General features: G+C 36.6%; 17 protein-coding genes. 7 read left to right on the top strand and 10 right to left on the bottom strand.

Features of this window, described 5'->3' with window-relative positions:
- Positions 1 to 22 precede the first annotated feature (22 nt).
- Together ACQ76T_RS11350 and ACQ76T_RS11345 are read left to right on the top strand one after the other, a co-directional pair.
- Positions 23 to 574 carry a DUF2652 domain-containing protein gene (locus ACQ76T_RS11350; protein ID WP_431343404.1) on the top strand — a complete coding sequence of 184 codons (552 nt, stop codon included), beginning with the start codon at positions 23 to 25 and terminating at the stop codon, positions 572 to 574.
- A gap of 389 nt (positions 575 to 963) precedes the next feature.
- Positions 964 to 3,138 carry an outer membrane beta-barrel family protein gene (locus ACQ76T_RS11345; protein ID WP_431343403.1) on the top strand — a complete coding sequence of 725 codons (2,175 nt, stop codon included), beginning with the start codon at positions 964 to 966 and terminating at the stop codon, positions 3,136 to 3,138.
- Between the two features lie 319 nt (positions 3,139 to 3,457).
- On the opposite strand, the gene ACQ76T_RS11340 is transcribed toward ACQ76T_RS11345, so the two are convergent.
- From ACQ76T_RS11340 to ACQ76T_RS11320, 5 genes are all read right to left on the bottom strand, one after another.
- Positions 3,458 to 4,090 (bottom strand): hypothetical protein, encoded by a 633-nt coding sequence (locus tag ACQ76T_RS11340; RefSeq protein ID WP_431343402.1) that lies wholly within the window; start codon positions 4,088 to 4,090, stop codon positions 3,458 to 3,460.
- The gene (locus ACQ76T_RS11335) at positions 4,087 to 4,716 is read right to left on the bottom strand and encodes a hypothetical protein (RefSeq protein ID WP_431343401.1); all 630 of its coding nucleotides are present in this window, start codon (positions 4,714 to 4,716) and stop codon (positions 4,087 to 4,089) included. The genes ACQ76T_RS11340 and ACQ76T_RS11335 overlap by 4 nt, the downstream gene beginning before the upstream one ends.
- Before the next feature lie 227 nt (positions 4,717 to 4,943).
- Positions 4,944 to 5,474 carry a hypothetical protein gene (locus ACQ76T_RS11330; protein ID WP_431343400.1) on the bottom strand — a complete coding sequence of 177 codons (531 nt, stop codon included), beginning with the start codon at positions 5,472 to 5,474 and terminating at the stop codon, positions 4,944 to 4,946.
- A complete protein-coding gene (locus tag ACQ76T_RS11325; protein WP_431343399.1) occupies positions 5,458 to 12,042 on the bottom strand; it encodes an RHS repeat-associated core domain-containing protein in 6,585 nt (2,194 codons plus the stop codon). The genes ACQ76T_RS11330 and ACQ76T_RS11325 overlap by 17 nt, the downstream gene beginning before the upstream one ends.
- A gap of 5 nt (positions 12,043 to 12,047) precedes the next feature.
- The gene (locus tag ACQ76T_RS11320; protein ID WP_431343398.1) at positions 12,048 to 12,341 is read right to left on the bottom strand and encodes a hypothetical protein; all 294 of its coding nucleotides are present in this window, start codon (positions 12,339 to 12,341) and stop codon (positions 12,048 to 12,050) included.
- Positions 12,342 to 14,008: 1,667 nt separating this feature from the next.
- On the opposite strand from ACQ76T_RS11320, the gene ACQ76T_RS11315 reads away from it, so the two are divergent.
- A complete protein-coding gene (locus tag ACQ76T_RS11315) occupies positions 14,009 to 14,161 on the top strand; it encodes a hypothetical protein (protein ID WP_431343397.1) in 153 nt (50 codons plus the stop codon).
- Between the two features lie 174 nt (positions 14,162 to 14,335).
- On the opposite strand, the gene ACQ76T_RS11310 is transcribed toward ACQ76T_RS11315, so the two are convergent.
- From ACQ76T_RS11310 to ACQ76T_RS11290, 5 genes are all read right to left on the bottom strand, one after another.
- Positions 14,336 to 16,546, bottom strand: coding sequence for a glycoside hydrolase family 3 C-terminal domain-containing protein (locus tag ACQ76T_RS11310; protein WP_431343738.1), 2,211 nt, complete (start codon positions 16,544 to 16,546; stop codon positions 14,336 to 14,338).
- A 310-nt stretch (positions 16,547 to 16,856) separates the two neighbouring features.
- Positions 16,857 to 17,666 carry a methionine ABC transporter substrate-binding lipoprotein MetQ gene (metQ, locus tag ACQ76T_RS11305; RefSeq protein ID WP_431343396.1) on the bottom strand — a complete coding sequence of 270 codons (810 nt, stop codon included), beginning with the start codon at positions 17,664 to 17,666 and terminating at the stop codon, positions 16,857 to 16,859.
- A 110-nt stretch (positions 17,667 to 17,776) separates the two neighbouring features.
- Positions 17,777 to 18,433 (bottom strand): methionine ABC transporter permease MetI, encoded by a 657-nt coding sequence (gene metI / locus ACQ76T_RS11300; RefSeq protein WP_431343395.1) that lies wholly within the window; start codon positions 18,431 to 18,433, stop codon positions 17,777 to 17,779.
- The gene (locus ACQ76T_RS11295) at positions 18,426 to 19,454 is read right to left on the bottom strand and encodes a methionine ABC transporter ATP-binding protein (protein ID WP_431343394.1); all 1,029 of its coding nucleotides are present in this window, start codon (positions 19,452 to 19,454) and stop codon (positions 18,426 to 18,428) included. The genes metI and ACQ76T_RS11295 overlap by 8 nt, the downstream gene beginning before the upstream one ends.
- Before the next feature lie 18 nt (positions 19,455 to 19,472).
- A complete protein-coding gene (locus ACQ76T_RS11290) occupies positions 19,473 to 20,471 on the bottom strand; it encodes an EamA family transporter (protein ID WP_431343393.1) in 999 nt (332 codons plus the stop codon).
- Between the two features lie 543 nt (positions 20,472 to 21,014).
- On the opposite strand from ACQ76T_RS11290, the gene ACQ76T_RS11285 reads away from it, so the two are divergent.
- The 4 genes from ACQ76T_RS11285 (at position 21,015) to ACQ76T_RS11270 (ending at position 23,947) form a co-directional block, all read left to right on the top strand.
- Entirely contained in the window at positions 21,015 to 21,947 is a 933-nt protein-coding gene (locus ACQ76T_RS11285) for a ring-cleaving dioxygenase (RefSeq protein ID WP_431343392.1), read from the top strand.
- A 57-nt stretch (positions 21,948 to 22,004) separates the two neighbouring features.
- On the top strand, positions 22,005 to 22,298 hold the full coding sequence (locus tag ACQ76T_RS11280; protein ID WP_431343391.1) for a GNAT family N-acetyltransferase: 294 nt from the start codon (positions 22,005 to 22,007) through the stop codon (positions 22,296 to 22,298).
- Positions 22,299 to 22,367: 69 nt separating this feature from the next.
- A complete protein-coding gene (locus ACQ76T_RS11275) occupies positions 22,368 to 23,321 on the top strand; it encodes a VOC family protein (RefSeq protein ID WP_431343390.1) in 954 nt (317 codons plus the stop codon).
- Between the two features lie 5 nt (positions 23,322 to 23,326).
- A complete protein-coding gene (locus ACQ76T_RS11270) occupies positions 23,327 to 23,947 on the top strand; it encodes an alpha/beta hydrolase (RefSeq protein ID WP_431343389.1) in 621 nt (206 codons plus the stop codon).
- Positions 23,948 to 24,129 lie beyond the last annotated feature (182 nt).

Here is a 24,129-nt window from a genome sequence, read left to right as displayed (position 1 = left end):
AGGTTTTTAATCCATTATCATTATGAAAACAACTATACAAGAGGGCATCATTCTTATTCCGGATTTCAGCGGATTTACAGAGTTTGTATTCAATACAAAACTGTATACGGGAGAGTATATCGTAAGACAGCTATTGTCTACGCTAATTGACGTGAATGACCAGTATTTTGAAATTTCAGAAATTGAAGGGGATGCTATTTTATTTTACCGTTACGATCAGAACCCTTCTTATAAAAGTATCTCCAGGATGCTTTGGAAAATGAGGAGTGCCTTCAACAGAAAAATAGAAGAACTCAGCAAAAGTATGAGCACAACAATAGATCTGTCTCTCAAATTTATTGTGCATTATGGATCATTTTCTCAGTATAATATTGGGAACTTCAGAAAATTATACGGAAAAACAATTGTAGAGGCGCATCAGCTTTTGAAAAATGGCGTGGCAGAACAGCCTTCGTATGCTCTTTACAGTAATTCTTTCCTCGAAAATACTCAACGTCAGGAAACTGATTTTAATAAGGATAATATTCACTTGCCGGAGGTAGGCGTTATCCATTATTTTGAAAGCTTAAACTAGCACTTATTTTAATATCCTTGTAAATTTGCTATTGCTAGCGGCCCGGGTGAGATCCGGGCTTTTTTTTGTGGAGTATATTTCCAGAAAATTCTCTCTGAAATTGTTGAAATGTGACTACAGAAATCCTTTTATAGATAAGGTTACCATTGAATTTAAATTCTTTTTTTAATAAAAATTAAATTACAGTAAAATTGGTTTTGTAGTTGTTTTTTTATGTAAATATTTATTATTACTGTTTTTTATTACTGAATTTTCATTGTTTTTGAATTTATGTTTAATGTTTTTGCTGGTATATTGTTGAGGATTAGATATTTATTTTAATTTTTTTTACTTTTTGATGTAACATTTATATCAAGATAGTGGTCTTATAGGTAAAACTATAATCTCACATGAAAGTACTATTATTTCCAATTGCATTACTAACGGGTTCTCTGGCTTTAGCTCAGACCCAGGCTGCAAAGGATACTGTAAAAACCAATGCTAAAGAAATAGAAGGAGTTACCCTGGTAGCCAGAAAGCCTACAGTAGAATCCAAAGTAGACAGAACTGTTTTCAATGTGGCCAACAGTGCTATTGTGGCAGGAAATACAACCTGGGATGTCCTTAGAATGACTCCTTTGGTGAGCGTTGATAATAATGATGATGTAAAGGCTGAAGGGCAGATGGTTACTGTATATATCAACGACAGAAAGTCAGTTTTTACAGGAAAAGAATTGAAAGAATATCTTAAAACGATTCCTGCAGACAATCTACTGAAGATTGAAGTCATTACCAGCCCGTCTTCGCGATACGAAACTTCCGGATCTGTTATCAATATTGTTTTGAAAAAAAGAGACGATGAAGGGATGAAGGGAAGTATTTCCCTGAACAACAGACAAAGTACCAAAAACTCACAATACACCAATTTTAACCTGAATTATCATAAGAAGAAATTTACTCAAACTTTGATTGGAAGTTATAGTAACGGAACCTACGTACAGAAAAACGAGACGTTGGATACCCGATACAAAAATAACAGGATCAATACAACCAGCGTAGAAACAGAGATGAGAAATGAAAGTCCTTCTCTGTCTTCCACTTCCGAATTTGAGATCAATGATAAAAATAATATAGGTCTTGTGCTGGAATATTACCAAAACAGGAACTTGTCATTCGGTGAATCTGGCGGAAAGCTTACAGAAGATGGTAAACCTGATGATATTTATAACCAGACTCAGAATACATGGGGATTCAGCCGTACTTTAGGAACGAATGCTTTTTATAAATATTACGATAAAGAGAAAAACAGAATTCTGGACGTTAATATCGGGACCAATTATACAGGAAATGATAATGACAACCTGATCGATAAGAGAGGAACATCCATCGCAGATAAAATGGGACAGCTGGGAGTGCTCAGCAATAACCAAATGCGTAATTATTATCTGAAAGTAGATTATACGCAACCACTAGGGAAATCGGGTGGAACAGTAGAAGTAGGTGGTAAAACAGAGTTTAACAATCATGTGATCTCCAATGGTCTGTATGGGACAAGTATTTCTGATCCTCTATCTGAGTATTTTAATCTTGCAAGAAGTGACAGGTTCCACTATGAAGATAATCTGAGTTCTTTGTATGCTAACTATAGCAAAACATTTTTCAAAAAACTGGAAACCAGAATCGGAATTCGATATGAATACATGGATTTTAAAGTAAGACAGGATGTTGCAGGAACGGAAAGAAAAGATTCTTATGGCACCTTTTTACCCAATTTATTGCTAAAATATAGCTTTTCAGATAAATATGATGTAAGCCTTACCTATAACCGAAGCATCTGGAGACCTTGGTATTCGGAGTTTAATCCCTTTCTTGTCCCTGACATCAACGGAACTTATTCCCGAGGAAATCTGTCTCTGAATCCAAATCCTAATGACCGTCTTTACCTGAAGTTCGGAATTTTGAAGAAGTACTTTATTTCTGCAAGATATATGCATACCAATCAGGATTATTGGACGACTTATGTAACGGAAAACGGAAGAACGGTTTCATTACCGGGCAATTTTGATGGAAAGGTTGAGAAGTATTACCTTTTTGCCAATACGAACCAGAACTTCCTGAAAAATAAGCTGAACGTGAACGTTGGATTTGGATGGTATTACATTAATAATAAAGATTTTAATGAAAAAAATCAATTAGGCGCTAAAGATTATATCAGCTATTGGGGTGGTTCTGCAAACATATCGTATACCAATCTTTTCAATAAGAATATCAACCTGAGTGCATGGATGGAAATCGCGAATCAGAATAACGGAAATTCATATGCAAATAATACCAATGTTTTCCATAATATCTCAGTGACCAAAATATTCCCTAAAACACAGATGGAATTGAGTATGCAGCTGATGAACATCTTTAAAAGACCGTATGCAGATAATACCACATACAGCCAGGATGGAACTTTTAGAGAGTATTCAAAATGGGACTGGTACGGAGTTTCGCTTACTTTTGTGAAGCGTTTCGGAAACCAGAAGGTAAAGGAAAATACCAAAACAGATGTTGAAAAGAATTCCGGAGGCGGAAAATAATTCAAGATGAGTGAGATAAAACAAATGCAGGTTCCATTGGAATCTGCTTTTTTCTTGAATCTTACTGATGATGAAAGTGAGTCATGAACAGATTTAGGTTTTAGAAGGATAAAACAACAGATCCCGATTTGGAATCTGTTTAGCATTCTGTCAAATAATTATTGAATGTTGATTGTATTTTAGGTTCTAGTCAATCAAACCATTTTGAAACTATTTATTTCTGTATTAAACACAAAAGATAATCCGTATATTTTAACATCTTTTTGTCAAGCTTTTAAAGCTCCAACAATTACTGCAGGAGCTTAAAAAATTATAATTTTCAATAATTTACATCATTTTCGGTAATATTTATAAACAAACTATCTTCTATCACAGGTTGCGCCACAAACTTTGCTTTACCGAAATTTAGTTTTGAAAACCTTCTCAAGTATTCTCCTTCAGGATAATTTCCTTTTAAGACCTTATCATAGGGATAATAGTTTTGTTTAAATTTTGAAGAATACTTTTCTATTGGGGGAGATTGTTTGATAGTTAGCTTATATTTTACTTTTATAATATTATTATTTTTTAAATATAATGCAGAATTTCCATCGCCAGGTCGTTCGTCTCCTATAAAAGCACTATTACCAATTTCAGTTAGATAAGTATTGTGAATACTATCTAATTTTTTCTGAAAACTTTCGGAGAATTGTCTGGGTTCAATTATAGCATAGACATTTAGAGGGTAATCTTCTTCTCTACTTCCCCGTGTAGAATAACTTTTTATATTCTTAGTACCAAATTCTAAAGAATTTGGTACTAAGAATATAATATCTTTACCTGTGTTATTTTTAAATTGAAGATATATATTCTTACTATTTTTTATATACTTTAAATTTAATGTGTTTTTATGTTGTTCTTTACACGAGAAAAGAAGTACAAAACCAATTAATCTATATATGTATTTTATCATTTTAGGGTACTTTTTAAGTAATTATTAAAAATAGGCTTTATCTTATTGATTAAACCCTCTAAGGATTTATCATAAAATGCATCAGTATTAAATGATTCCATGTCTAGATTTAACTTTTGCCAACCTCGGAATTTCACATACTGTTCTTCCCACCTTGATGTATAATATTCATGCGCCCATGATCTTTTATTAGTTCCAGATAATGTGTAATCATCAAAAAGCCGTGCATTGTTTAATATAGTGTGAAAAATCTCGTGTCCCATGGTTAAATCCAATTGTTCTAAGCTTATAAATGCTCCTTTTGGTAAGTATATCCTTTGCCAGACAAGAATACCATTATGAGTAACAATTTCTGTTAATCCCCAAACTTTTCTATCCCCATTGACTAAAAGATTTTTATTATTATTACCTCCAAATGAATAGCCTTGACCTCGAAGGAATGGACTTAAGTCACTTGTTTCATCTACAAAATGCCAACTCCCACGGATAAATTGATTTTTATAATGAGCCTTTTCTACATTTATTACTGTATCCCTGCCGAATTCAGCCTCAGTTGCACCATTTAAAGTATTATCATCACTAACAAGCATTTCACTTATGCTGTATCTATATCCGGCGAAATCCATATTTGCCGATGTCATTTTATTCTCAAATAAATTAGCCGTATAGGATAACCCACCAATAGCTCCTCCTAAGAAATTACTTCCTGTAAAGGCAGAGTTTAACCCTCCTGAGATAATACTTGGCAGTACAAACTTAATTGCTCCCGGATTGCTTGTAATAAGTAGAACAGAAGAAGGAATACTCCTACTTCTGTTCTCAAATGATATCTCTTAGTTTGGGAATGTAAAACTTAGCCTACTCCTATTACTTCTTTACCAACAAAAATCCATTTGCCATTGTTCTGTTTAAAGTAATAAATTTCAAATTTTGCTCCACTACCTAAAGATTTAATTACTTCAATAGATGCGTATTGATTATTTTCACTAATAATAAAATTAACAAAAGAAATATTAATAATATCACTTCTCTTACCAAATGCATTTTCTGTATTTAAAAAAACAGAATGATTTCCTATTTTTTGGGGGATTTTTCCAATTTTTATTGGACCGTTGAATATTTTTTCATTATTTAAATTAAATCTGTTTTGAAATTTTTCAATGACCATCGTTTGATCTGATTTAACCTCACCAACATATTGATAAATTCCTGCAGATAAGTGAGGAGTTCCGGAAACTTTAAAATAATCTAAATTATCTAACAAAATAGGTAAATTTTCAGATATTAGTTCTTTACCTAGTTTACTTTTTTCTTTTTTGTTCTGACAAGAAAACAAAGTAATATGAAGTAATATGAATACAAAATATTTAAAATTTCCAACCATGCATATTTGTTTTAAATAAGTTTTCATCGTAAGGCCAAAATATTCCAGTGACTCGTTTTTCAAAAGCGTTTCCATATTCGTAATTATAATTATCTAATCCTTTTTTAAATCTCACATAATGAACAAGTTCATGTAAAGTAGTTATACCTAATGCAAATGAATATGCATTGATCGCAGTTTGTACTGTTAACCTTTCCAGAGTCATAACTCTAAGTTTGTTAATTGTAATATTAAAAGGTGAATATGCACTTGTTTTACCTCCTACATTCCATTTATCCTTATAATCGTTTCCATTACCACTATGAAATACAGATTCAATTTCGGCAATCTTAATTGGAAGTTGCTGAATACTTTCCATATTTAATAATTTTAACATTTCCTCTCTAGATGCTTCAGAGTTGTCCATAAACGCCTGAGATATAATTTCATTTTCTGAAACGAAACTATGAAGCTTAGCTAATACTTTATAATATCTAGGATATTTAGATTTAATTTCGTCGATACTAACTGATTCTGTATCAAACGAATTGCTATAGTCTGTAGAAGTAAAATATTTATAGCCCAAGGATCCCATATCTGTGGATGTCATTTTATTTTCAAATACACTACTGACATATGATAACCCACCAATAGCTCCTCCTAAGAAATTACTTCCTGTAAAGGCAGAGTTTAACCCTCCTGAGATAATACTTGGCAGTACAAACTTAATCGCTCCTGGGTTACTGGCAATATTCCCCAATGTTCCTGAGATCGCTGCGCCACCAATAGCCCCTCCTAATACGGCACTCCATGTCTTCTCCCAGTCCCATTTTCCGGGATTCCATTTTCCACCATTGGCGGCCACACCATTTAAATAACCTCCTACTAAAGACCCAATAAGCCACTGTAAGAATTCCCCGCTTGGGTCATTATACATCAATGGATTATTCATCACATACCCGTACTTATTATAGTTCTGGGTATTGGTAGGATCCTGAATATTCTCATCTGCATTTAAGAACCTTCTGAGCAGTGGATCATACAGTCTGCCATTCATGTGGATGATTCCCACGTTCATAAAGTGCTCATGGCTGGTATATCCCCTGTCTATAAGAAGTGAAGCTTCCGCAATAAGATTTTTATCTGTTATTACGACCCCGTTATTCCCAAATGACAAAGCTGCTAAGCTGCCCCAAGCATCATAATGTCTTTGCTCCAGTTTATTCCCGGCTTCATCACTAATGGCCAGAATACTTCCTATATAGTCTTTGTGAAGGAATTTATAAGAACCGTTGGTCTGATCACTGTCTTTCAAATATACAATATCCGATTCATAAGGACTGCCCCCAATGTATAAAATATGCTTTTCATGCCCTGTAGCAAGATCCATCGTCACTTCAAAGCTTCCGTCTTCATTGTAGAGTTTTGTAAAAGTATCTTTCCATATAGGAGCATTAGGATCCCAGAATCCACTTCTTGCCATTCCCAGTCCGGTGGCTGGTTCCGTATTGGTCAGTTTACTAATCCCTACCCGCTGGCGCATACTCCCCAATCCATAATCGAAATAAATACGGTTTTTTTCTCCATCAATCTGCACCGGATCATTATTCTCATTATAGGTGATACTTTGGATTAGATCCCCATTATAATTCTGTATTCCCTCCGCATTTAATGTCATTCCGGTAGGCTGATAGATCTTAGCTGCATTTTCATACTTCATGATTCCCACCTGATCATTTTCCTTAATCCTTCCTTTTATATCATAGATATTTCTATTCATAGCAGGCTTTACTCCCGTTACCGGATTGGTCCAGTTTACAAGCCTGTTATTATCATCATAATCAAAGGATTCTGCAATATTGAAATCTCCTCCGGTTGTTCTTGCGGTAAGCTCATTTTTTATGGCATCAAATGAGTAGGAGATCTGCAGGATTCCTGGTTTTACCTGTGAAGAATGGTTAACGCTGCTCAGAAAACCATTGGCATCATATGCATTATTAATATCTGCTGCCCCTAATTTACTTTTTACTACCTGTCCTTTCGCATTGGTCTGCTGAAGCTCCCAAAGTACTTTTCCGGAGGTTTTATCTTTAACCTGATAGAGTTCTCCGTTCCAGGTACTGTAAAGGTTTTCTATCACAACTTTGGTTATAATGCCCGAGGAGAGTAATTCTTTCTCATAAGACATCATTCTTCCTTTATTGTCATAGGTTATCCCTTTCTGCGTATAGGTTCTTCCATTGCTGTTCTCTGTAGAAGATACAATTCTTCCCTGAGGGTCATAGGTAAACTGGGTACCAAATTGCTGACCTTTCACAGTGCCGGATTTTCCGGTAATCATCCCTTTATTATTATAGGTGACCGCAATGGTTTTATTGGTGGCCTGCCCTCCATCTGTGGTGGAAAGTTCCTTTTGGGCAACCAATTGTCCGAAATTATTGTAGGTGTATTCTTTAGTTCCTTTCGGGCTTATGGTTTTCTTAGGCTGTCCCAGTCCGTCATATTCATATTTGTATAATCCGTTGGAAGGGTCATTGAATTCTGATTTTCTTCCCCAATGGTCATAGGTTGTACTGACTATATTTTCAGCATATTGAGCCTTGATCTGTTCTCCTGCTGCATTGTAGGAAAATTGTATCGTTCCTCCTTTATCTGTTGAAGAAATTACATTTCCTAAAGCATCCCCTGTTTTGGAAGTGGTTCTTCCATATCCATTAAGTTCTTTACTGGAGGTGGTAAATCCGGACACTGTCGTTTCTGTCTGCTTCCCGGTAAATGTGGCTACCTTTACTTTGGCAGGATATACAGAATCATCATAGGCAATGGTATTCCATTTACTGGCACTTTGCCCCTCAAAATAAGGTTCGGATTCCTTAGTTTTTCTTCCCAGGAGATCGTACTGGGTTTCCTGAGAAACGTATTGTCCCTGCGAGAAAGCTTTAGCCGACACCTTATATACCTGCCCCAGTTTGTTGGTGAATGTTTTGGATATATTGCCATCGGGCTCATTTTTTGTCACCGTAACATTATCAGAGTTATCCCTTTCGTAGATATAGCCGGTGGTTCCCTGAAGGCTGCTTTCAAAAGTCAGGAGTTTTCCCCAGTTATCGTAAGTATTTATAAGGGTATTTCCTAACGGATCAGTCTGTTTTGTCAGCTGTCCCCAGCTATTATATGAAAACTGAGTCTGTAATCCCAAGTGGTCTGTCGTTTTAATAACAAATCTTCCGGTAGGATCATACAGAGAAGCTGTGGTACGGTTTTGAGCATCAATACTATTATTTAGCGTTTTTCCGTTTATATTTCCAAAGCCGTCATAGGAGTACGTTTCCAGGAGATACCCCGAATTATTCCTGTTCCATTTCTTAAGGGTTTTTATTCTGTTATTTTCATAGGTGTATTCTTCTTTGCCGGATTGGGTGTCTCCGTAGGCCTGCCGACTTTCTGTCTTAGATTTCAGACGGCCTATATAATATCCTGCTCCATTTCCGGAAGGGTTATGCTCATACTGATAACCAGAAGTGGTAATTCCATAGGTTGTATTTACTTTAGATAGAGCCTGTACTGGCAGGTAGTATGCCCCATACGTGATATCACTTTCTGTAACAGTTCCTGTTAAGAAATCTTTCACTCGGCTTATTCTAGGTAAGATGGCAGTAATGATCTTAGCTTTGTCAGCAGCAGGAATGCTACTCACTATCTGCCCATTCAATATTCTATCAATCTGATAGGTGGTAGATTTTAAAGAAAGAAGCTGGGTATTATTTTCAGAAAGATCCGTCGGGAAAATATTTGCCGCAATATTGGTTCTGATTGACCATTCTTTTACAGGAACTCCTTCATTCAGAGGATCTGTTTCCATCCCTGACCAAATTATTGTATTTTCAAATCCATCAGCATACCAAGATGATCGGGCTACTTTTCTGAAACCAATAAGCCCTCTTCCCAGAATATTAGAAGTGAGACCTCGATATTTGAAATCCTGTTTTAATTTTTTGTCTGATGCAATACTTTGCGTAAGCTGAGATACCACAAAAAATCCTGTTGATTGATTGATTTCAACGTAAGGATAGCTTAGAGTCGAAACACCGTCATATAAGCCCGGATTTTTAACTTTGTCCAGCTGTTTATAAGTAATAGCTGTTGTAATACCCCCTTGGGAGATACTTTTAATACGCCCTTCCGTTGAAATATCATAGTATGGGTGTGATATTACATATTGTTCCCTATCATAGCCATAGTTGAATCCAATTGCAGAAGTAAGAACAAGCTTTCTCAGCATTGCTCCAGTCCATTGATCAACCGATACACCCATTGCATCTATTGAATTGGGAGCCAGTTCCGCACCGATATTATTATCCGTAAGATAAACCACCTGATCCTCGATATTATAGGCACTAAACTTATAGTTGTGATGCCCCCCAAAAGTGGAGAACACATGGGCTGCCATACGGTAAGTTCTCTCGTATTTCATTCCTTGATTACTGTCTTGAGGGTAAGCCTTATGATAGTATCTTGTTGATTGAAGAGATATAAGATCTGTTTTTCCATCATTGTTAATATCATACGCTACAAAGGTTCGGGGATTAGATATCGAAATATTTTGATTAAGATCGTAGCTTTTTTCACGCGTTCTTTGAGGCCGAAGGAAGTTTGTTGTTTCTTCTTTGAAACCATTTCCTTTGGAGGTATATAAATACCAAATGACAGAGGTAGGAGTACCGGGCATCATAAGATCACTCAAACCATCCCCATTAAAATCCCCTACTAAGGATTCTTGCCAATATCCATTTATAGTAGCGTCGTTGGCAGGATTAAAAGGTGATATAGCAGACACATACTTTCCCTGGGTATCTTTCTGGAAAGTAATTAACTGGGGTTTCTTATTGGTATCTATTTTAAGAAAATCAAATTGCCCGTCTCCATTAAAATCCCCTGGTCTATATGCTACAAATGCGTCTTCATTAGGCGCATTATAAAGAGTAAGTTCATAATACCAACTATTATTTTGAACCGATTCATCAGGATCAATAACATAGTACCTGTTATAAACTTCACATTGATGTGGCAGCTTAGCAGAATTGGATAGATCAGACCAGCATACTCTGTCTCTTAACTGTAAAATAACTTCGCTCAAACCATCTCCATTAAAATCAACATTTTTTAGCCCTATAACAGTTGTTCTTGTTCCGTTTTGTGTTGTTCCGGAGGAATAGTCATAATTTGCATTAGTAATAACCTTTTTAGAATGCAGCATCAGCTGATTGTTTTCTGTAATACTATAAAAGGAGACTTCCAGATCTGATACGGAGGTGGAAGGATTGGTTACTTTATTGAACACTACAAATCCCTGACGGTTACCAATAAGATTATTTTTTTTTAAATTTACGGTAACCGCATCTTTTAATCCTGATAAAGAATTTCCAACAAATACAGGAGGGGTATAATAATTTTTTGTATAAAAGTTACTATACAGGTATAACCCCGGCTGCGGAACTCCTTGTGATACGACAGAATGATACCTTAACACATCCTGATTACCATCACCATCAAAATCTCCTACTACATCACGACTACTATCAGGCCTTAATGCCATGACTTCACTACAAACCCCACCATCCAAATAATCTATGCCCAGTGATTTCTCATAGGTAAAAAGAACAGGATTAGCTTCTTCGTTATTACTGTTCAGAATGGTAATTTTATCAAGATATCTGTATGCTGTTTCCTGCAGATCTTTTTTATAAGAAATAGTATACTTTTTGTATTGATTGCCATTACTAGAGATCAAAACAGATTCGAGCAGCTTTGACTGGGAAAAAAGAGTACCCTTTATATAGGCCGTTTCCGGGACCGATCTTTCTCCAAATGCAAATTTAACTTGATTATAATGAGGAGTGTTTTGGATCTCATTCCCTCCCCACTCAATACTGCTAATCACAGAGACATTACCATCTGAAATATAATGATAGGTCATATAATTACCATCAGTATCTTTTGATTTAACAATATTATAATCTATAGGTGTTCTGGCAGAACTGTTTCCGGGAATTGTGGCTCCATACCATACCTGAGATCCGTCAGGGGAAGTTACTTCCCAGTATTCCGGACCTTGCCAGCTTTGCCCGGCAATGCTTCCTACCGATTTAATTTTAAGGTTAGAATACTTCTCCGTTACATATTCAGCACTATTCTTACCATACTCTCCGGACTTTAAAAGTAATCGTTGCCCATCAAAGCTGTAATAGTCGGAATAATCCAGCTGTACTCCTTTGGTAATGCCGTCCTTTTCAAGATTTTTGCCTACCCTTGATATAGCGCTGAGCCCTGTGAGATTCCAGCCATAGCCTGCCAGGCCATTTCCCGCTCCGCTCACATATACAAGGCTGATCCCGGGCATTGTATTTTTAACACCAGGGGGAAGATCAAGGGGAAGAGTATACTGGAGCTGGCCTGCCCCCGTAACCTCTATATTTCCTTTGGTATCGTGAAATTTTGGAGTTGGGGTCTGCGAAAAACAGAATACCGATATAAAAGATAAGATAAGCGATGAAAATAGCTGTATTTTCTGAGGATATTTTTTTTCCATAGCCTTTATCTTTTAGTGATGTTTTTACTGAAGATTCTTCCGTCTTTCAGGGTAAAACGCAGGACGTATACTCCCCAATCATAGCCCGTCATATTAATTTTCAACTGCCTGCCAAGTCCGGGAATATTCTGCTGCTGAAACTTCCAGTGCACTGTACTGTGCTGATAGAGAGAAACTGATTCTATAAGCTTGTCTGTTTCCTCGCTCCAGTCGATGGTTAACAGATCGTTAACCGGAACCGGGTACAAGCGCACCTGTTTCCAGAAGGTTCCTTCATTCATAGCCACAGACTGCGCCATTGCAGAGGTTTTAGATGCTAATGGTGATAAAGTTTCAGAGGATTGTTTTGCATTGGTATCAGGGCCGCGATAGCGCTGGTTGCCCGCCGCGTCATACTTGAAGTAGACTTCGGTCTGCTGAGCACTCAATGTACTCAGGGTAGTGCATAAAAATAATGCACTTAAATAATTTTTTTTCATGATTTATGAATTTAATGTGAAAAATAAAACACCATTAACTCCCAATTAAGGGGGGGATTTTTATATGGGTTTTGTACGACAGGATATAAAATACCCTGAAATACATAAAGCTTTCATATGGCTTATTTTAAAAAAATGATGATATAGCCTGATTAAAAATCAGGACCTTAGACTTTAGAAGTCCTGCACAAAAGAAATAAGGAGGGACCTTACTTTGTGCATACAAGAAATTTTGTGTTGGGAACATTATTTCTTTTCTCTCATTGTGTGTTGTTTTTCTCTTAAGCGAACTTAGGCACTACAGAGTCTTTGCACAATCCGTAAAATCACGGTATTTTGCTTTTACGGAAATCTTAAAAACAAATCTATTACAGCATAGCGACAGATCATGTCGTATTTTAAATTTATACATCTTGGATTTAGTTTATGGGCACAAAAAAAGCGTGGAGCTATGCCTATTGTTAGGAGGTACTGGTATACCTGAACAAAAATAAACAAGCCCACGCCGTAGCGTGAGCATTGCATATTCCTGTGTTCGAATGAAAATTACCAGTTTTCCTAACAGAAAAGCAAATGCTTTAATTTTTTACCGTAAATGTTATTGGTGTGAATTTAAGAAAGATAAATTAAATATCACACTAAGTGAAATTTTTCAGCCGTTACTTCCTCAGACTTCCCGTTTTTTCAAAACACTTGCCGTTCGTTGCTCCTTAGTTTAAAATTTTTAGACAATAGTGTCCAAAAATAAATACACAAAAAAGGATTATAAAAATGGTTGTTAAGAGTTATGAATGGGAGTGTGATCGTTTTAGATATCTAAAACCCAAGGGTGAAAACCTTGTCGGTGTTTTTAATATTAAAAATTATGCAAAACAACAAGCTGGAACAGATTGAATAGTTATTAGGTGGAATAGTGAAAGTAATAGAGTTAATAATTCTCATTGTTAAAATAATAAAAGAGAAAAAGTAGTAGTAGATCTACTCTTTTTGTATCTGGTGATACAAAGAGGTCAATAAAACATGATCCTGAAGGTATCGAAATATATAAACTACAGGGTGTTAGGATAAATAGTGTTATAGAAGGTTAATTTTAAAATTAATGCTTTTGCTTCGTATTAGATCATTCCGTAGCTTCGTATCGAAGACAAAGTCTCTCGTACTACGAGGGGCTTTTTTTTGTGCCGTATCTCAAGAATTTTTGGTGTAACAAAAGATAGATTGAATACATTTTATCTTTATCCCTGTGGGAAGCAATTAAGTGCGTCACAACTTTTTAAAAATGATAAATAACTTTGAAATCCTTTATTTATAGGGATTACAGAGAAGTGATAATGTATGTCCTTTCAGGAAATGTTTTGAATTTGGAAGTTTGAACATTGATTTTCTTTCTGGAGCTGGAGGTATAAATAAGCAAACCCGATTTTGGGAAAAGTCGATAGTACTTTTGGAAGAAACCAAGTATTTATTAAAAAGATCAAAATAGAAATATGAGAAAATTGATTAAACAATTGAAACCTCACCCTGTCGCAGTAGTGGGAGCGCTAATTTTATTAGCGGGAGTAATTATGTATTCCGTAACAGTTAAAAAGAATGTAGAAGTTCAGATACCTGACTATTTCATTTTTAAAGCAACGGATTAAGGATTATCAAATCCTTAATCCGTTGTTTCATTAAAATATTTTCATCAAAGACGGAGTTGATGAGATGTTTAAGACTGATATTTTGTTCTGCAGATATTATTTATTAGAGCTTCAATTTTTTCTGCATGTTCTTGGCTCAGTCCATATGTAGCTAATTTGGATACAAATCTCTGTTTATTTCAAAGTAAACTTCACTTTCGTTTTGATGGCGTCTGAAGAGTTACCGATTTGAGCTTCAAAATCTCCCGGTTCAGCTACCCAGTCGTGCTTTTGAGCATCAAAGAAGCTTAATGCCGTTTTATCAATAGTGAAAGTTACCTCCTTTTGTTCACCAGGATTTAAATATACTTTTTCAAAACCTTTCAATTCTTTTGCAGGACGTGGAACAGATGATTTTAAATCACTGATGTAAAGCTGAGCCACTTCTGCTCCTGCTTTTTTTCCTGTATTTTTAACGCTTACCGTAAAGGTGATCTTATCATTTTGGTTGATCACTGTTTTATCAGCGGTTGCTTTTCCAATTTCAAACGTGGTATAGCTTAATCCATGTCCAAAGCTGAATAATGGTTTAATATTCTTAGTGTCATGCCAACGGTATCCTACAAAAACGCCTTCATTATACGTAATATTGATTGGGTTTTTCTGATCTTTTCCTTTTCCTGCTGCGAACTCGTCTTTTTGGCCAGGATATTCTCCAAGCTGATGCGCTGAGTTGTCTTCAAGCTTCACAGGGAAAGTAAACGGAAGTTTTCCTGAAGGGTTAGCATCACCAGCTAAAATAGCGGCAATAGAATTTCCTGCTTCAGATCCCAGATACCATGCCTGTACAACGGTTGGAACTTCTTTGATCCAAGGCATAGCCACTGCGTTTCCAGTTACCAGAACAACAGCCAGATTTTTATTGGCTTTTGCCAGAGCAGAGATCAAATGATCCTGGTTGTAAGGCAATTCGTAGCTTTTTCTGTCGTTCCCTTCACTATCCTGGAAGTCAGCTTTGTTTAGCCCTCCGACAAAGATCACATAATCTGATTTTTTTGCCAGTTCTACTGCTTCATTGATCAATTCAGCTTCTGAACGGGTATCTTTTAGATCCTGTCCGGATTTTACACCATTGTATTCTCCGCCAATATCACCCACATATCCTCTTGCATATTGTACATCAGACTGTTTCCCGAATCTGGATTTGATACCGTCCAAAGGAAGAGCTTCATATTTTACCTTTAAAGAAGAAGAACCTCCACCCACTGTCATGATTTTAATAGCGTTTTCACCGATAACAGCGATTTTTTTAGCTTTATTAATATCGATAGGAAGAACATTTCCCTGATTTTTCAGAAGAACAATTCCTTCTTCTCCAATTTCTTTGGCAATGGCCTTATGCTCATCTGAAGCGATGTTTCCGAAAGGTTTATTGCGGTTCATCGTCGTTTTATAAGCAAGGCGAAGTAATCGGGTTACTTTGTCATCGAGCTCTTTTGTCCCTACTTTCCCGGATTTAATCAAATCGAGATAAGGTTTTGCCAGATAATAATTGTCGTAGGCATTTTTGGTTCCCGCAGAAAGTCCGTTGGTCCATGAACCGAACTCAAGATCCAAACCATTATGGATGGCCTGTTCTGTATTGTTTACGGCACCCCAGTCTGAAACAACCACTCCTTTATAATTCCATTCTTTTTTTAGAATATCATTTAAAAGATATTGGTTTTGGCTGGCATATTGACCTTTATACATGTCGTAAGCCCCCATGATCGTCCATGAATCTCCTTCTGTCACTGCAGCTTTAAAAGCAGGTAGATAAATTTCATACAGGGTTCTGTCATCTACTTTCACATTGCTGGTGTGACGGAACATTTCCTGGTTGTTGAGTGCAAAATGTTTTACCGAGGTTGCCACTCCGTTAGATTGTACTCCTTTAATATAAGGGACTACCATTTTTGAGGTCAGATAAGGATCTTCTCCCATATATTCAAAGTTTCTTCCGTTGAGTGGTGTTCTGTAAATGTTAACTCCAGGTCCTAGAAGGATATCTTTTTTTCTGTAACGGGCTTCTTCGCCCAATGCTTTACCATAGTTCCAGGACATTTTTTTGTTCCAGGTTGCAGATAAGGCCGTCAAAGCAGGGTAGGCGATGATAGAGTCATTGGTCCATCCGGCCTGGTCCCATTCATCCCACATTACTTCCGGGCGTACTCCGTGAGGACCATCTGTTGTCCAGAATTCAGGAATTCCCAGTCTTGGAACTCCGGGTGAACTGAATTTTGACTGTGCGTGAAGCATAGCCACTTTTTCTTCCAGAGTCATTCTGGAAAGTGCATCCTGAATACGCTGTTCTACGGGTTTTGATTCATCTAAATAAACGGGTAGAGTAGTATTTGTCTGAGCCATATAAGAAGCAGAAATAAAGGTGAATAAACTTATAATGACGGTTTTCTTTATCATAATTCCTTTCTATTTGATTGAAAACAAAAGTAAAGAAAATTTTTTATTATCTCAAATTGAGAAAATAAATTTTTGTGGATAAAAAAACTGCCACTTTATAAGCAGGCAGTTGATTATTTACTATTGATTGTATTTATAAGGTAAAAGGACAGGGAGAAGAAAGGTTTTTCAGGTGTATTATCTAAAAAATAATAAAAAATAAGATGGATGATTTTGTGTATCTGCTTATTATGAAACCTTTAAACCCTGCAATGTATTAATCCCAACCTTTCACAGCGCCTCCTTTGAAAATCTCTTTGGCCTTCTTTTCGACTTCTGGTGATTCATAGGCTTTTACAAAGTTTTTCACTTTCTGGCTGTTTTTGTTATCTTGTCTGGCAACGATCACATTCACGTAAGGGGAGTCTTTATCTTCTACAAGGATTCCCTGTTTTTCCTGATCCAGGCCTGCCTGAGCTGCAAAGTTATTGTTGATGATTCCTACCACCACATCTCTGTCGTCCAAAACCCTTGGAATTTGCGCACCTTCAATTTCCATAATCTTCAGCTGCTTTGGATTTTCTGTAATGTCTGTAACTTTTGGAAGAAGTCCGACTCCGTCTTTCAGTTTTAATAAACCACTTTTCTGCAGCAGAAGCAGGGATCGTCCGCCATTGGTTGGGTCATTGGGAATTACAATGGTATTTCCTTCCTGTAGCTGGCCGATATTTTTAATCTTTTTTGAATACGCAATAATAGGGTATACAAAAGTATTTCCTACGGGTACCAGATTGTATCCTCTTTGTTTCGACTGTTCTGTTAAATAAGGGATATGCTGAAATGCATTGGCATCAATATCTCCATTGGTAAGCGCTTCATTGGGAACCACATAATCATTGAAAGGAATAAGCTCCACTTCCAGATTATATTTTTCCTTAGCCACTTTTTTAGCCACCTCTGCAATTTCCTGCTCAGGGCCATAAGTAATTCCTACACGGATAAAGTTCGGATCATCTTTTCTTCCTGAACAGGCACTGAACAGTAATATTCCTGCAGCTAATAAACCAAAAATATTTATTTTTTTCATTCTATTTTTTTATTTTAAATGGTATTGAGGCAAAAAGCTAGGGGAAAAAACGAATGAATATACTCTTACGCTCGACCCTTATATGCTTCAACTCGCATCTCGAAACCCAACTATCTATGGTCGAAACTTTTTGATAATCTGTCTCCGGCAAACTGGATGATAAATACCAAAAGAACCAGTAATATTAATACGGTATTCATAATGACAATATCATAACCAATGTATCCGTACTGATAGCCAACCTGTCCCAGCCCACCGGCTCCTACAGCACCTCCCATCGCAGAATATCCTACTAAAGTAATCAAAGTGATGGTTGCATTGTTGATTAATGACGGAAGCGCTTCCGGTAATAACACCTTTTTAATAATCTGTAACGGAGAAGCTCCCAATGCTCTGGCTGTTTCTATAAGACCGTGAGGAACCTCAATAAGGCTGTTTTCGACAAGTCTTGCAATAAATGGGGCTGCACCCACACTTAATGGAACCAGTGCTGCGTTTACACCAATGGAAGTACCCGCTAAAATTCTTGTAAAAGGAATCATCCATACAATAAGAATAATGAAGGGAATAGCACGGAAAATATTAACAAGAATAGATAAAACTCTGTTGTAAAAAGCATTTTCCATAAGCTGTCCTTTTCGGGTTAAAAACAGCATAATTCCCACCGGAAGTCCCAGGACAAATCCGAAAAATCCGGATAAAAATGTCATATAAACTGTTTCCCAGGTTCCTTTTGCCAAAAGCGCAATTACTGTATCACTAAGCATATCCTTTTACTGTATTTTGAATTTTATTTTGATTAAAATAATAAATCGCCTGTTGGTTTTCTTCTTCCTTACCCTGTAGATGCAGCAGAAGTTTACCAAAGTTGGAATCTCCCAGATATTCTACATCAGCCTTTAAAAGCCTATAAGGAATTTTATACTGATTGTATAATGCAGAAAGAATCTGCTCCACACTGATGCTTTCATTAAGTTCTATTTCGACCAGCGGGAATAAACCTTCTTTTGGCTCTTTCTGCAGTCTGTTATTGAGTTCCTGTGGCAGGGCCATGATGTCTGAATTTATAAATTGTCGGATCACCGGATTTTCTTTGTCCGAAATGATCTCGCTTAAAGTACCTTTTGCTAATAATTTTCCTTTGTCTATTACTGCAACATGGTTACAAGCCGCTTTGATCACGTCCATTTCGTGGGTAATGAGAAGAATTGTAATGCCCAGTCTCTTATTGATATCTCTTAAAAGCTGTAAGATAGACTGTGTGGTAGCCGGGTCTAGAGCGCTCGTTGCTTCATCAGAAAGAAGAAGGTGAGGGTCGTTGGCTAGTGCCCTGGCAATGGCAACTCTTTGTTTTTGTCCTCCTGAAAGGCTTTTAGGATAATCGTTGGCTTTATCTTCAAGGCCTACAATTTTCAAAAGCTCATTCACTTTTGTATGGATTTGTTCTTTGCTTTTATGATCCAGTTCCAGAGGAAGTGCTATATTATCAAAAACAGTTCTTGAAGAAAGAAGATTGAAATGCTGGAAAATCATTCCTATTTTTTTGCGTTCCTCCGCCAATTGCGTAGCGCTGAGTTTTGTAAAATCTTTTCCATTGATGATAACCTCTCCTTCATCCGGTCTTTCCAATAAATTGACGGTACGTATTAATGTACTTTTCCCCGCACCGGAAAAACCGATAATTCCTACGATATCTCCTTTCTCTATAGTAAGGCTCACCTTATCCAGAGCCTTGAAAGACTGTTTTTTCTGGTGAAATGTTTTTGATATATTTCTTATTTCTATCATTATGATATAATATACTGTTTAAATAGGCTGATATCGTCTACCTGCTCTGTTAAAAAATCTTCTTAATCGTCTGATTTTGACCTTTGACCGTTTCGAAAGTCTGAAGTACTTGGTCACATTGGTGAGAAGCACTCCCAGTAATATGATGGATAAACCATACAGCTGACCTCCGTTGATACTTTGGTGGGCAACAATCCAGCCTGCAATAACTGTTACAATAGGATTAATGTAGGTGTGGGTACTTACTAAAGCGGCGGGTTTCACAGACAAGAGCCAAATGTACGACAAATAAGCGACTATTGATCCAAAGAAAATCAAAAACAAAACTCCAAACCATGCCGATAATGGAACCGCAGAAAACGAAAAACCAACCCATTCTCCCCTTAATAAAGCGATAGCAAACGATGCCAATCCCGCAATAATAAGCTGTTGGGCAATATTCATAAAAGTAGATTGTGAGGCTGGATTTTTCTTGGAATACAAAGAACCCAATACCCATGCTATTGAACTTAGACCTAATACGATAAAAGCAGTGATACGCAGATTTCCATTTGTTGCTGCGTGGGCTGCATTGGAAGTAACACTCCCTTTTAAAAATAATACCAATCCTACAAAACCAATCACCAAACCTATTGGGATAAATTTATCAGAAAAATAATATTTCCAGTTTTTACGGTCAATCGCAATAAACCAGAATGGCCCGGTAGCTATTGAAATGGCAGCTTCAGAAGCGGTTACATATTGCTCTCCCCAGGCAACAAGACCTGTTCCTCCGGCAAGGATGAGAATTCCTGTAATTGCATTTTTCTTCCAGTTCATCAGAGAATTTGCTTTTTCTCCTTTGGATAGAAGATACCCCATCATCAAAATTCCTGCTACCAGAAATCTTAACCCGGAAAGAATGAACGGGGGAAAACCTTTCAAGCCAAATGAAATAGCTAAAAACGTAATTCCCCATATCACATAGATATTTGTAAACGCTAATGGAATTAACCATTTGTTTTTAGAATTGCTCATTTTTTATTTTTTTAATGTTGTTCGTTTTTTCAATTAAAAAAGGCCCTACAACGTGGTAGGGCCTCTGCAAAATATGTCATATAAAAGTAAGGTCAACCACAGTATTCTAGATGCATAGGCATACAGATAGCCATCATCATATTGTTGATGCTATGTTTCTTTATTGAATTATTTTTGAATTCTGCCTTCATTTTGTTTTATTTCCTGAATACGTTTGCAAATATATAATATAATATTTATTAGTCCACTAAAAAAGTAGACTTTTTAAATATTAATTTATTGTTAAGTATTTAATTGTTTGATTTTAAGTGAATTAATTGTATTTTGGATTACGGTAGAAAAGGGTTTAATGCGATTTTAAATACCCTTTACTCCTGTTTTTATTAAAATAACGAGTATAATGCGGTTGTAGAAAAGATAAAATAACGCTTGTTTTTTAAGAATTGCATAAAGTTGTGAGGAGGTGAAATGAAAAAGCATTTATTAAACTAGTTAAATGTGCAGGATTTCTATGTGCTGTAATTTAGCATCAAAATTAAAAACATGGACAATAGAATATTAGGGCTGCATCATATTACAGCTATTGCGGACAATGCAAAAAGAAACTTAAACTTTTATACTCAGGTGTTGGGAGTAAGATTGGTAAAGAAAACCGTAAATTTTGATGATCCGGGAACCTACCATTTTTATTTTGGTAATGAAAACGGAACTCCGGGAACCATTCTCACTTTCTTTCCATGGGAAGGAATCGGGCAGGGAACCAATGGAAGTGGTATGGCTACCCACATCGGTTATTCCGTTCCCAAAGGAAGCCTGGACTTCTGGAAAGAACGTTTGAAAAGTTTCAGCGTCAATATTGAAGAAGGGGAGATTTTTGGAGAAAAAATGATCTCTTTTAAAGATCCGGATGGTCTGCAGCTACAGTTTACAGAACCATTAGCAGAAGATAACAGAAAGGTCTGGACAACGGAGGACATTAAAGATGACAATGCTTTGAAAGGATTCCACAACGTAACTTTAACCCTAAAAAAAGCGGATCCTACTCTTAAAGTACTGACTGATCTATTAGGATACACGATACAAAAACAGGAAGGGGAAAGACTTAGATTGGCTACAGAGGCAATTGATACTGCCAACCTTATAGATATTGTAGAAAATGATAAGATTCCATCTGGAAGAAATGCAGCAGGAACCAACCATCACATTGCATTCAGAGTGAAAGACGAGAATGTTTTAATGGAATACCGCGAAAAGGCACTCTCTGCCGGATTGAGCATCACGCCGAAAATCAACAGAGACTATTTCTACTCATTGTATTTCCGTGAACCAGGAGGTGTTTTATTTGAAATCGCAACAGATAATCCAGGTTTCACCGTAGATGAACCATTGAATGAGCTGGGAACACATCTGAAACTTCCTGCACAGTATGAAGGAATGCGCGATAAAATAGAAGGAGTACTTCCGAAATTATCATAGATCATCGACTGCATCACAGAAAGAGGCTAATTTTGAATTAATAATTAAAAACAAAAAATGGAAAGAACAGAAATAGTTTTAGAAGGAAGAAGAGGAGAAATTCAACTTTTCTCAGACGATCATAAAGCAGGAAAAATGGATATCTCAGTCATTGGACAAAAACTGACGGCTTATCACACAGAAGTTAATCCAGAATACGAAGGCAAAGGTTTTGCTAAAATTTTACTGGAAAAACTGGTCTCTTATGCAAGGGAAAACGATCTCAAAATTGTACCGTTATGCCCGTATGTTCATGCACAGTTCAAGCGTCATCCGGAAGAATATAACGATGTATGGATGAAAGACAACTAGCATCAGCATAGAAGACTGATCTTTTAAAGAGCTTTTGTCAATTACTATTAACATTCAATTTTCAATACTATGAATCTTATCACAGGACTACACCACGTTACCGCTATTACAGGCAATGCACAGGAAAATATAGACTTTTATACCGGAGTTTTAGGACTTCGCCTGGTTAAAAAAACGGTTAATTTTGATTATTCCGATGTCTATCACTTTTATTTTGGAGATGAATACGGGACGCCCGGAACAATCATGACCACTTTCCCGTATGGTAAAGATCTGATCAACGGAAGACATGGAAAAGGAATGTTGAATACCACTGCTTTTTCAGTATCTATAGAGGCATTGGATTATTGGTTGAATCGTCTTGATCAGTTTAATATTCCCTATAAACATCCGCAGCAAAGATTTTCTGATGAGGTCTTTATTTACCTGGAAGATTTTGACGGATTGGGGTTGGAACTGGTTTTTACAGATAAAGACGAAAGAAAAGGTTACTACAACGGATATATTCCGAAAGAATATGCTTTAAAAGGAATTCATCATGTTGAAATATGGCAGGATGCTTACGAAAGAACAGCAGCTTTATTAACTACTCAAATGGATCATAAAGTGATTGTTGAAAGCTCTGGCCGACTGAGATTAGGCACAGAAAACCTTCCGGGAAAGTATGTGGATTTGTTATCAGCTCCCAATGCATTGAAAGGATTGGCCGGAAGAGGAACCGTTCACCATGTTGCCTTTGCCACGCCGGATGTCCAGTCACAGCTTGAAATGGTAGAAAGATTAAACACTTACGGACTGGAACATACAGAGGTGAAAGACCGCAAATACTTTACCTCAGTATATTTTAAAGAACCCGGCGGAGTGCTGTTTGAAATTGCCACTTCAGGTCCCGGTTTCGATGTAGATGAAGAAGCAGCTTTTTTAGGAGAAGCGCTACAGTTGCCTTCACCGTTTGAAGAACAGAGAGATCGTTTGATTGAGGTTCTTCCCCCAATACATTATCCAACAGAAAAATTCAAATAAATACAATGAGTCATATAGTAAATATAAAAACAGCAGGAATACCATTAAAACAAGCTGAAAAAGCATTGATTATGGTACACGGAAGGGGAGGAAGTGCTCAGGACATTTTAAGTCTTTCCCAGCATTTAGAGGTAAAGGATTACGCATTGCTTGCTCCACAGGCTTTGAATCATACGTGGTATCCTTACTCATTTATGGCACCGGTTGATGAGAATGAGCCATGGTTGTCGTCAGCATTGGAAATGATAGAAGAAACCGTAAAAATAATCGTAGAATCAGGGATACAACCAGAAAATATTTACTTTTTCGGTTTTTCTCAGGGTGCGTGTCTTACTTTAGAGTTTTTGGCCCGTCATGCACAGAAGTTTGGAGGAGCTGTAGCTATTATTGGAGGTGTAATCGGTGATAAAATCAATCGGGATAACTATAAAGGAGATTTTGCGGGGACCCCTGTTTTTTTAGGAACCAGTAACCCGGATTTTCATGTTCCGGTGGAAAGAGTATATGCAACAGCCAATATTTTAAGAGAAATGAATGCTGAAGTTACCGAGAAAGTATATGCCAATTTCGGGCACTCCATCAATGAAGAAGAAATAGAGTTGGCCAACTCAATCATATTTAAATAAAGGATTTAACCACAAAAGTCACAAAAGATTGGATACCTCACTATTGAACTTTAGATAAGAGTCCTTAAGTTTCATGAAAATCTCTGATTTTTTCTCTTATGTAAACTTTCTCTAGTATAGTATTAAGTTTTCCTAAGTATTTTAAAGTAAAACTTTATGACTTTGTGGTTAGCTTTTACAAT

Origin of the sequence: Chryseobacterium sp. JK1, assembly GCF_050632815.1 — a bacterium.
Lineage (GTDB): Bacteria > Bacteroidota > Bacteroidia > Flavobacteriales > Weeksellaceae > Chryseobacterium.
The sequence above is the reverse complement of the archived record's forward strand: the minus strand, read 5'-3'. Positions and strand labels throughout refer to the sequence as shown.

Excerpts from the sequence above, each read along its gene's own strand:
- ACQ76T_RS11350 (WP_431343404.1), top strand. The coding sequence starts at position 23 with ATGAAAACAACTATACAAGAGGGCATCATTCTTATTCCGGATTTCAGC.
- metI (WP_431343395.1), bottom strand. The coding sequence starts at position 18,433 with ATGCTTAGTGATACAGTAATTGCGCTTTTGGCAAAAGGAACCTGGGAA.
- ACQ76T_RS11310 (WP_431343738.1), bottom strand. The coding sequence starts at position 16,546 with ATGGCTCAGACAAATACTACTCTACCCGTTTATTTAGATGAATCAAAA.
- ACQ76T_RS11315 (WP_431343397.1), top strand. The coding sequence starts at position 14,009 with ATGAGAAAATTGATTAAACAATTGAAACCTCACCCTGTCGCAGTAGTG.
- ACQ76T_RS11335 (WP_431343401.1), bottom strand. The coding sequence starts at position 4,716 with ATGGATTTCGCCGGATATAGATACAGCATAAGTGAAATGCTTGTTAGT.
- metQ (WP_431343396.1), bottom strand. The coding sequence starts at position 17,666 with ATGAAAAAAATAAATATTTTTGGTTTATTAGCTGCAGGAATATTACTG.
- ACQ76T_RS11345 (WP_431343403.1), top strand. The coding sequence starts at position 964 with ATGAAAGTACTATTATTTCCAATTGCATTACTAACGGGTTCTCTGGCT.
- ACQ76T_RS11340 (WP_431343402.1), bottom strand. The coding sequence starts at position 4,090 with ATGATAAAATACATATATAGATTAATTGGTTTTGTACTTCTTTTCTCG.
- ACQ76T_RS11290 (WP_431343393.1), bottom strand. The coding sequence starts at position 20,471 with ATGAGCAATTCTAAAAACAAATGGTTAATTCCATTAGCGTTTACAAAT.
- ACQ76T_RS11320 (WP_431343398.1), bottom strand. The coding sequence starts at position 12,341 with ATGGCGCAGTCTGTGGCTATGAATGAAGGAACCTTCTGGAAACAGGTG.
- ACQ76T_RS11270 (WP_431343389.1), top strand. The coding sequence starts at position 23,327 with ATGAGTCATATAGTAAATATAAAAACAGCAGGAATACCATTAAAACAA.
- ACQ76T_RS11285 (WP_431343392.1), top strand. The coding sequence starts at position 21,015 with ATGGACAATAGAATATTAGGGCTGCATCATATTACAGCTATTGCGGAC.
- ACQ76T_RS11330 (WP_431343400.1), bottom strand. The coding sequence starts at position 5,474 with ATGGTTGGAAATTTTAAATATTTTGTATTCATATTACTTCATATTACT.
- ACQ76T_RS11295 (WP_431343394.1), bottom strand. The coding sequence starts at position 19,454 with ATGATAGAAATAAGAAATATATCAAAAACATTTCACCAGAAAAAACAG.
- ACQ76T_RS11275 (WP_431343390.1), top strand. The coding sequence starts at position 22,368 with ATGAATCTTATCACAGGACTACACCACGTTACCGCTATTACAGGCAAT.
- ACQ76T_RS11325 (WP_431343399.1), bottom strand. The coding sequence starts at position 12,042 with ATGGAAAAAAAATATCCTCAGAAAATACAGCTATTTTCATCGCTTATC.
- ACQ76T_RS11280 (WP_431343391.1), top strand. The coding sequence starts at position 22,005 with ATGGAAAGAACAGAAATAGTTTTAGAAGGAAGAAGAGGAGAAATTCAA.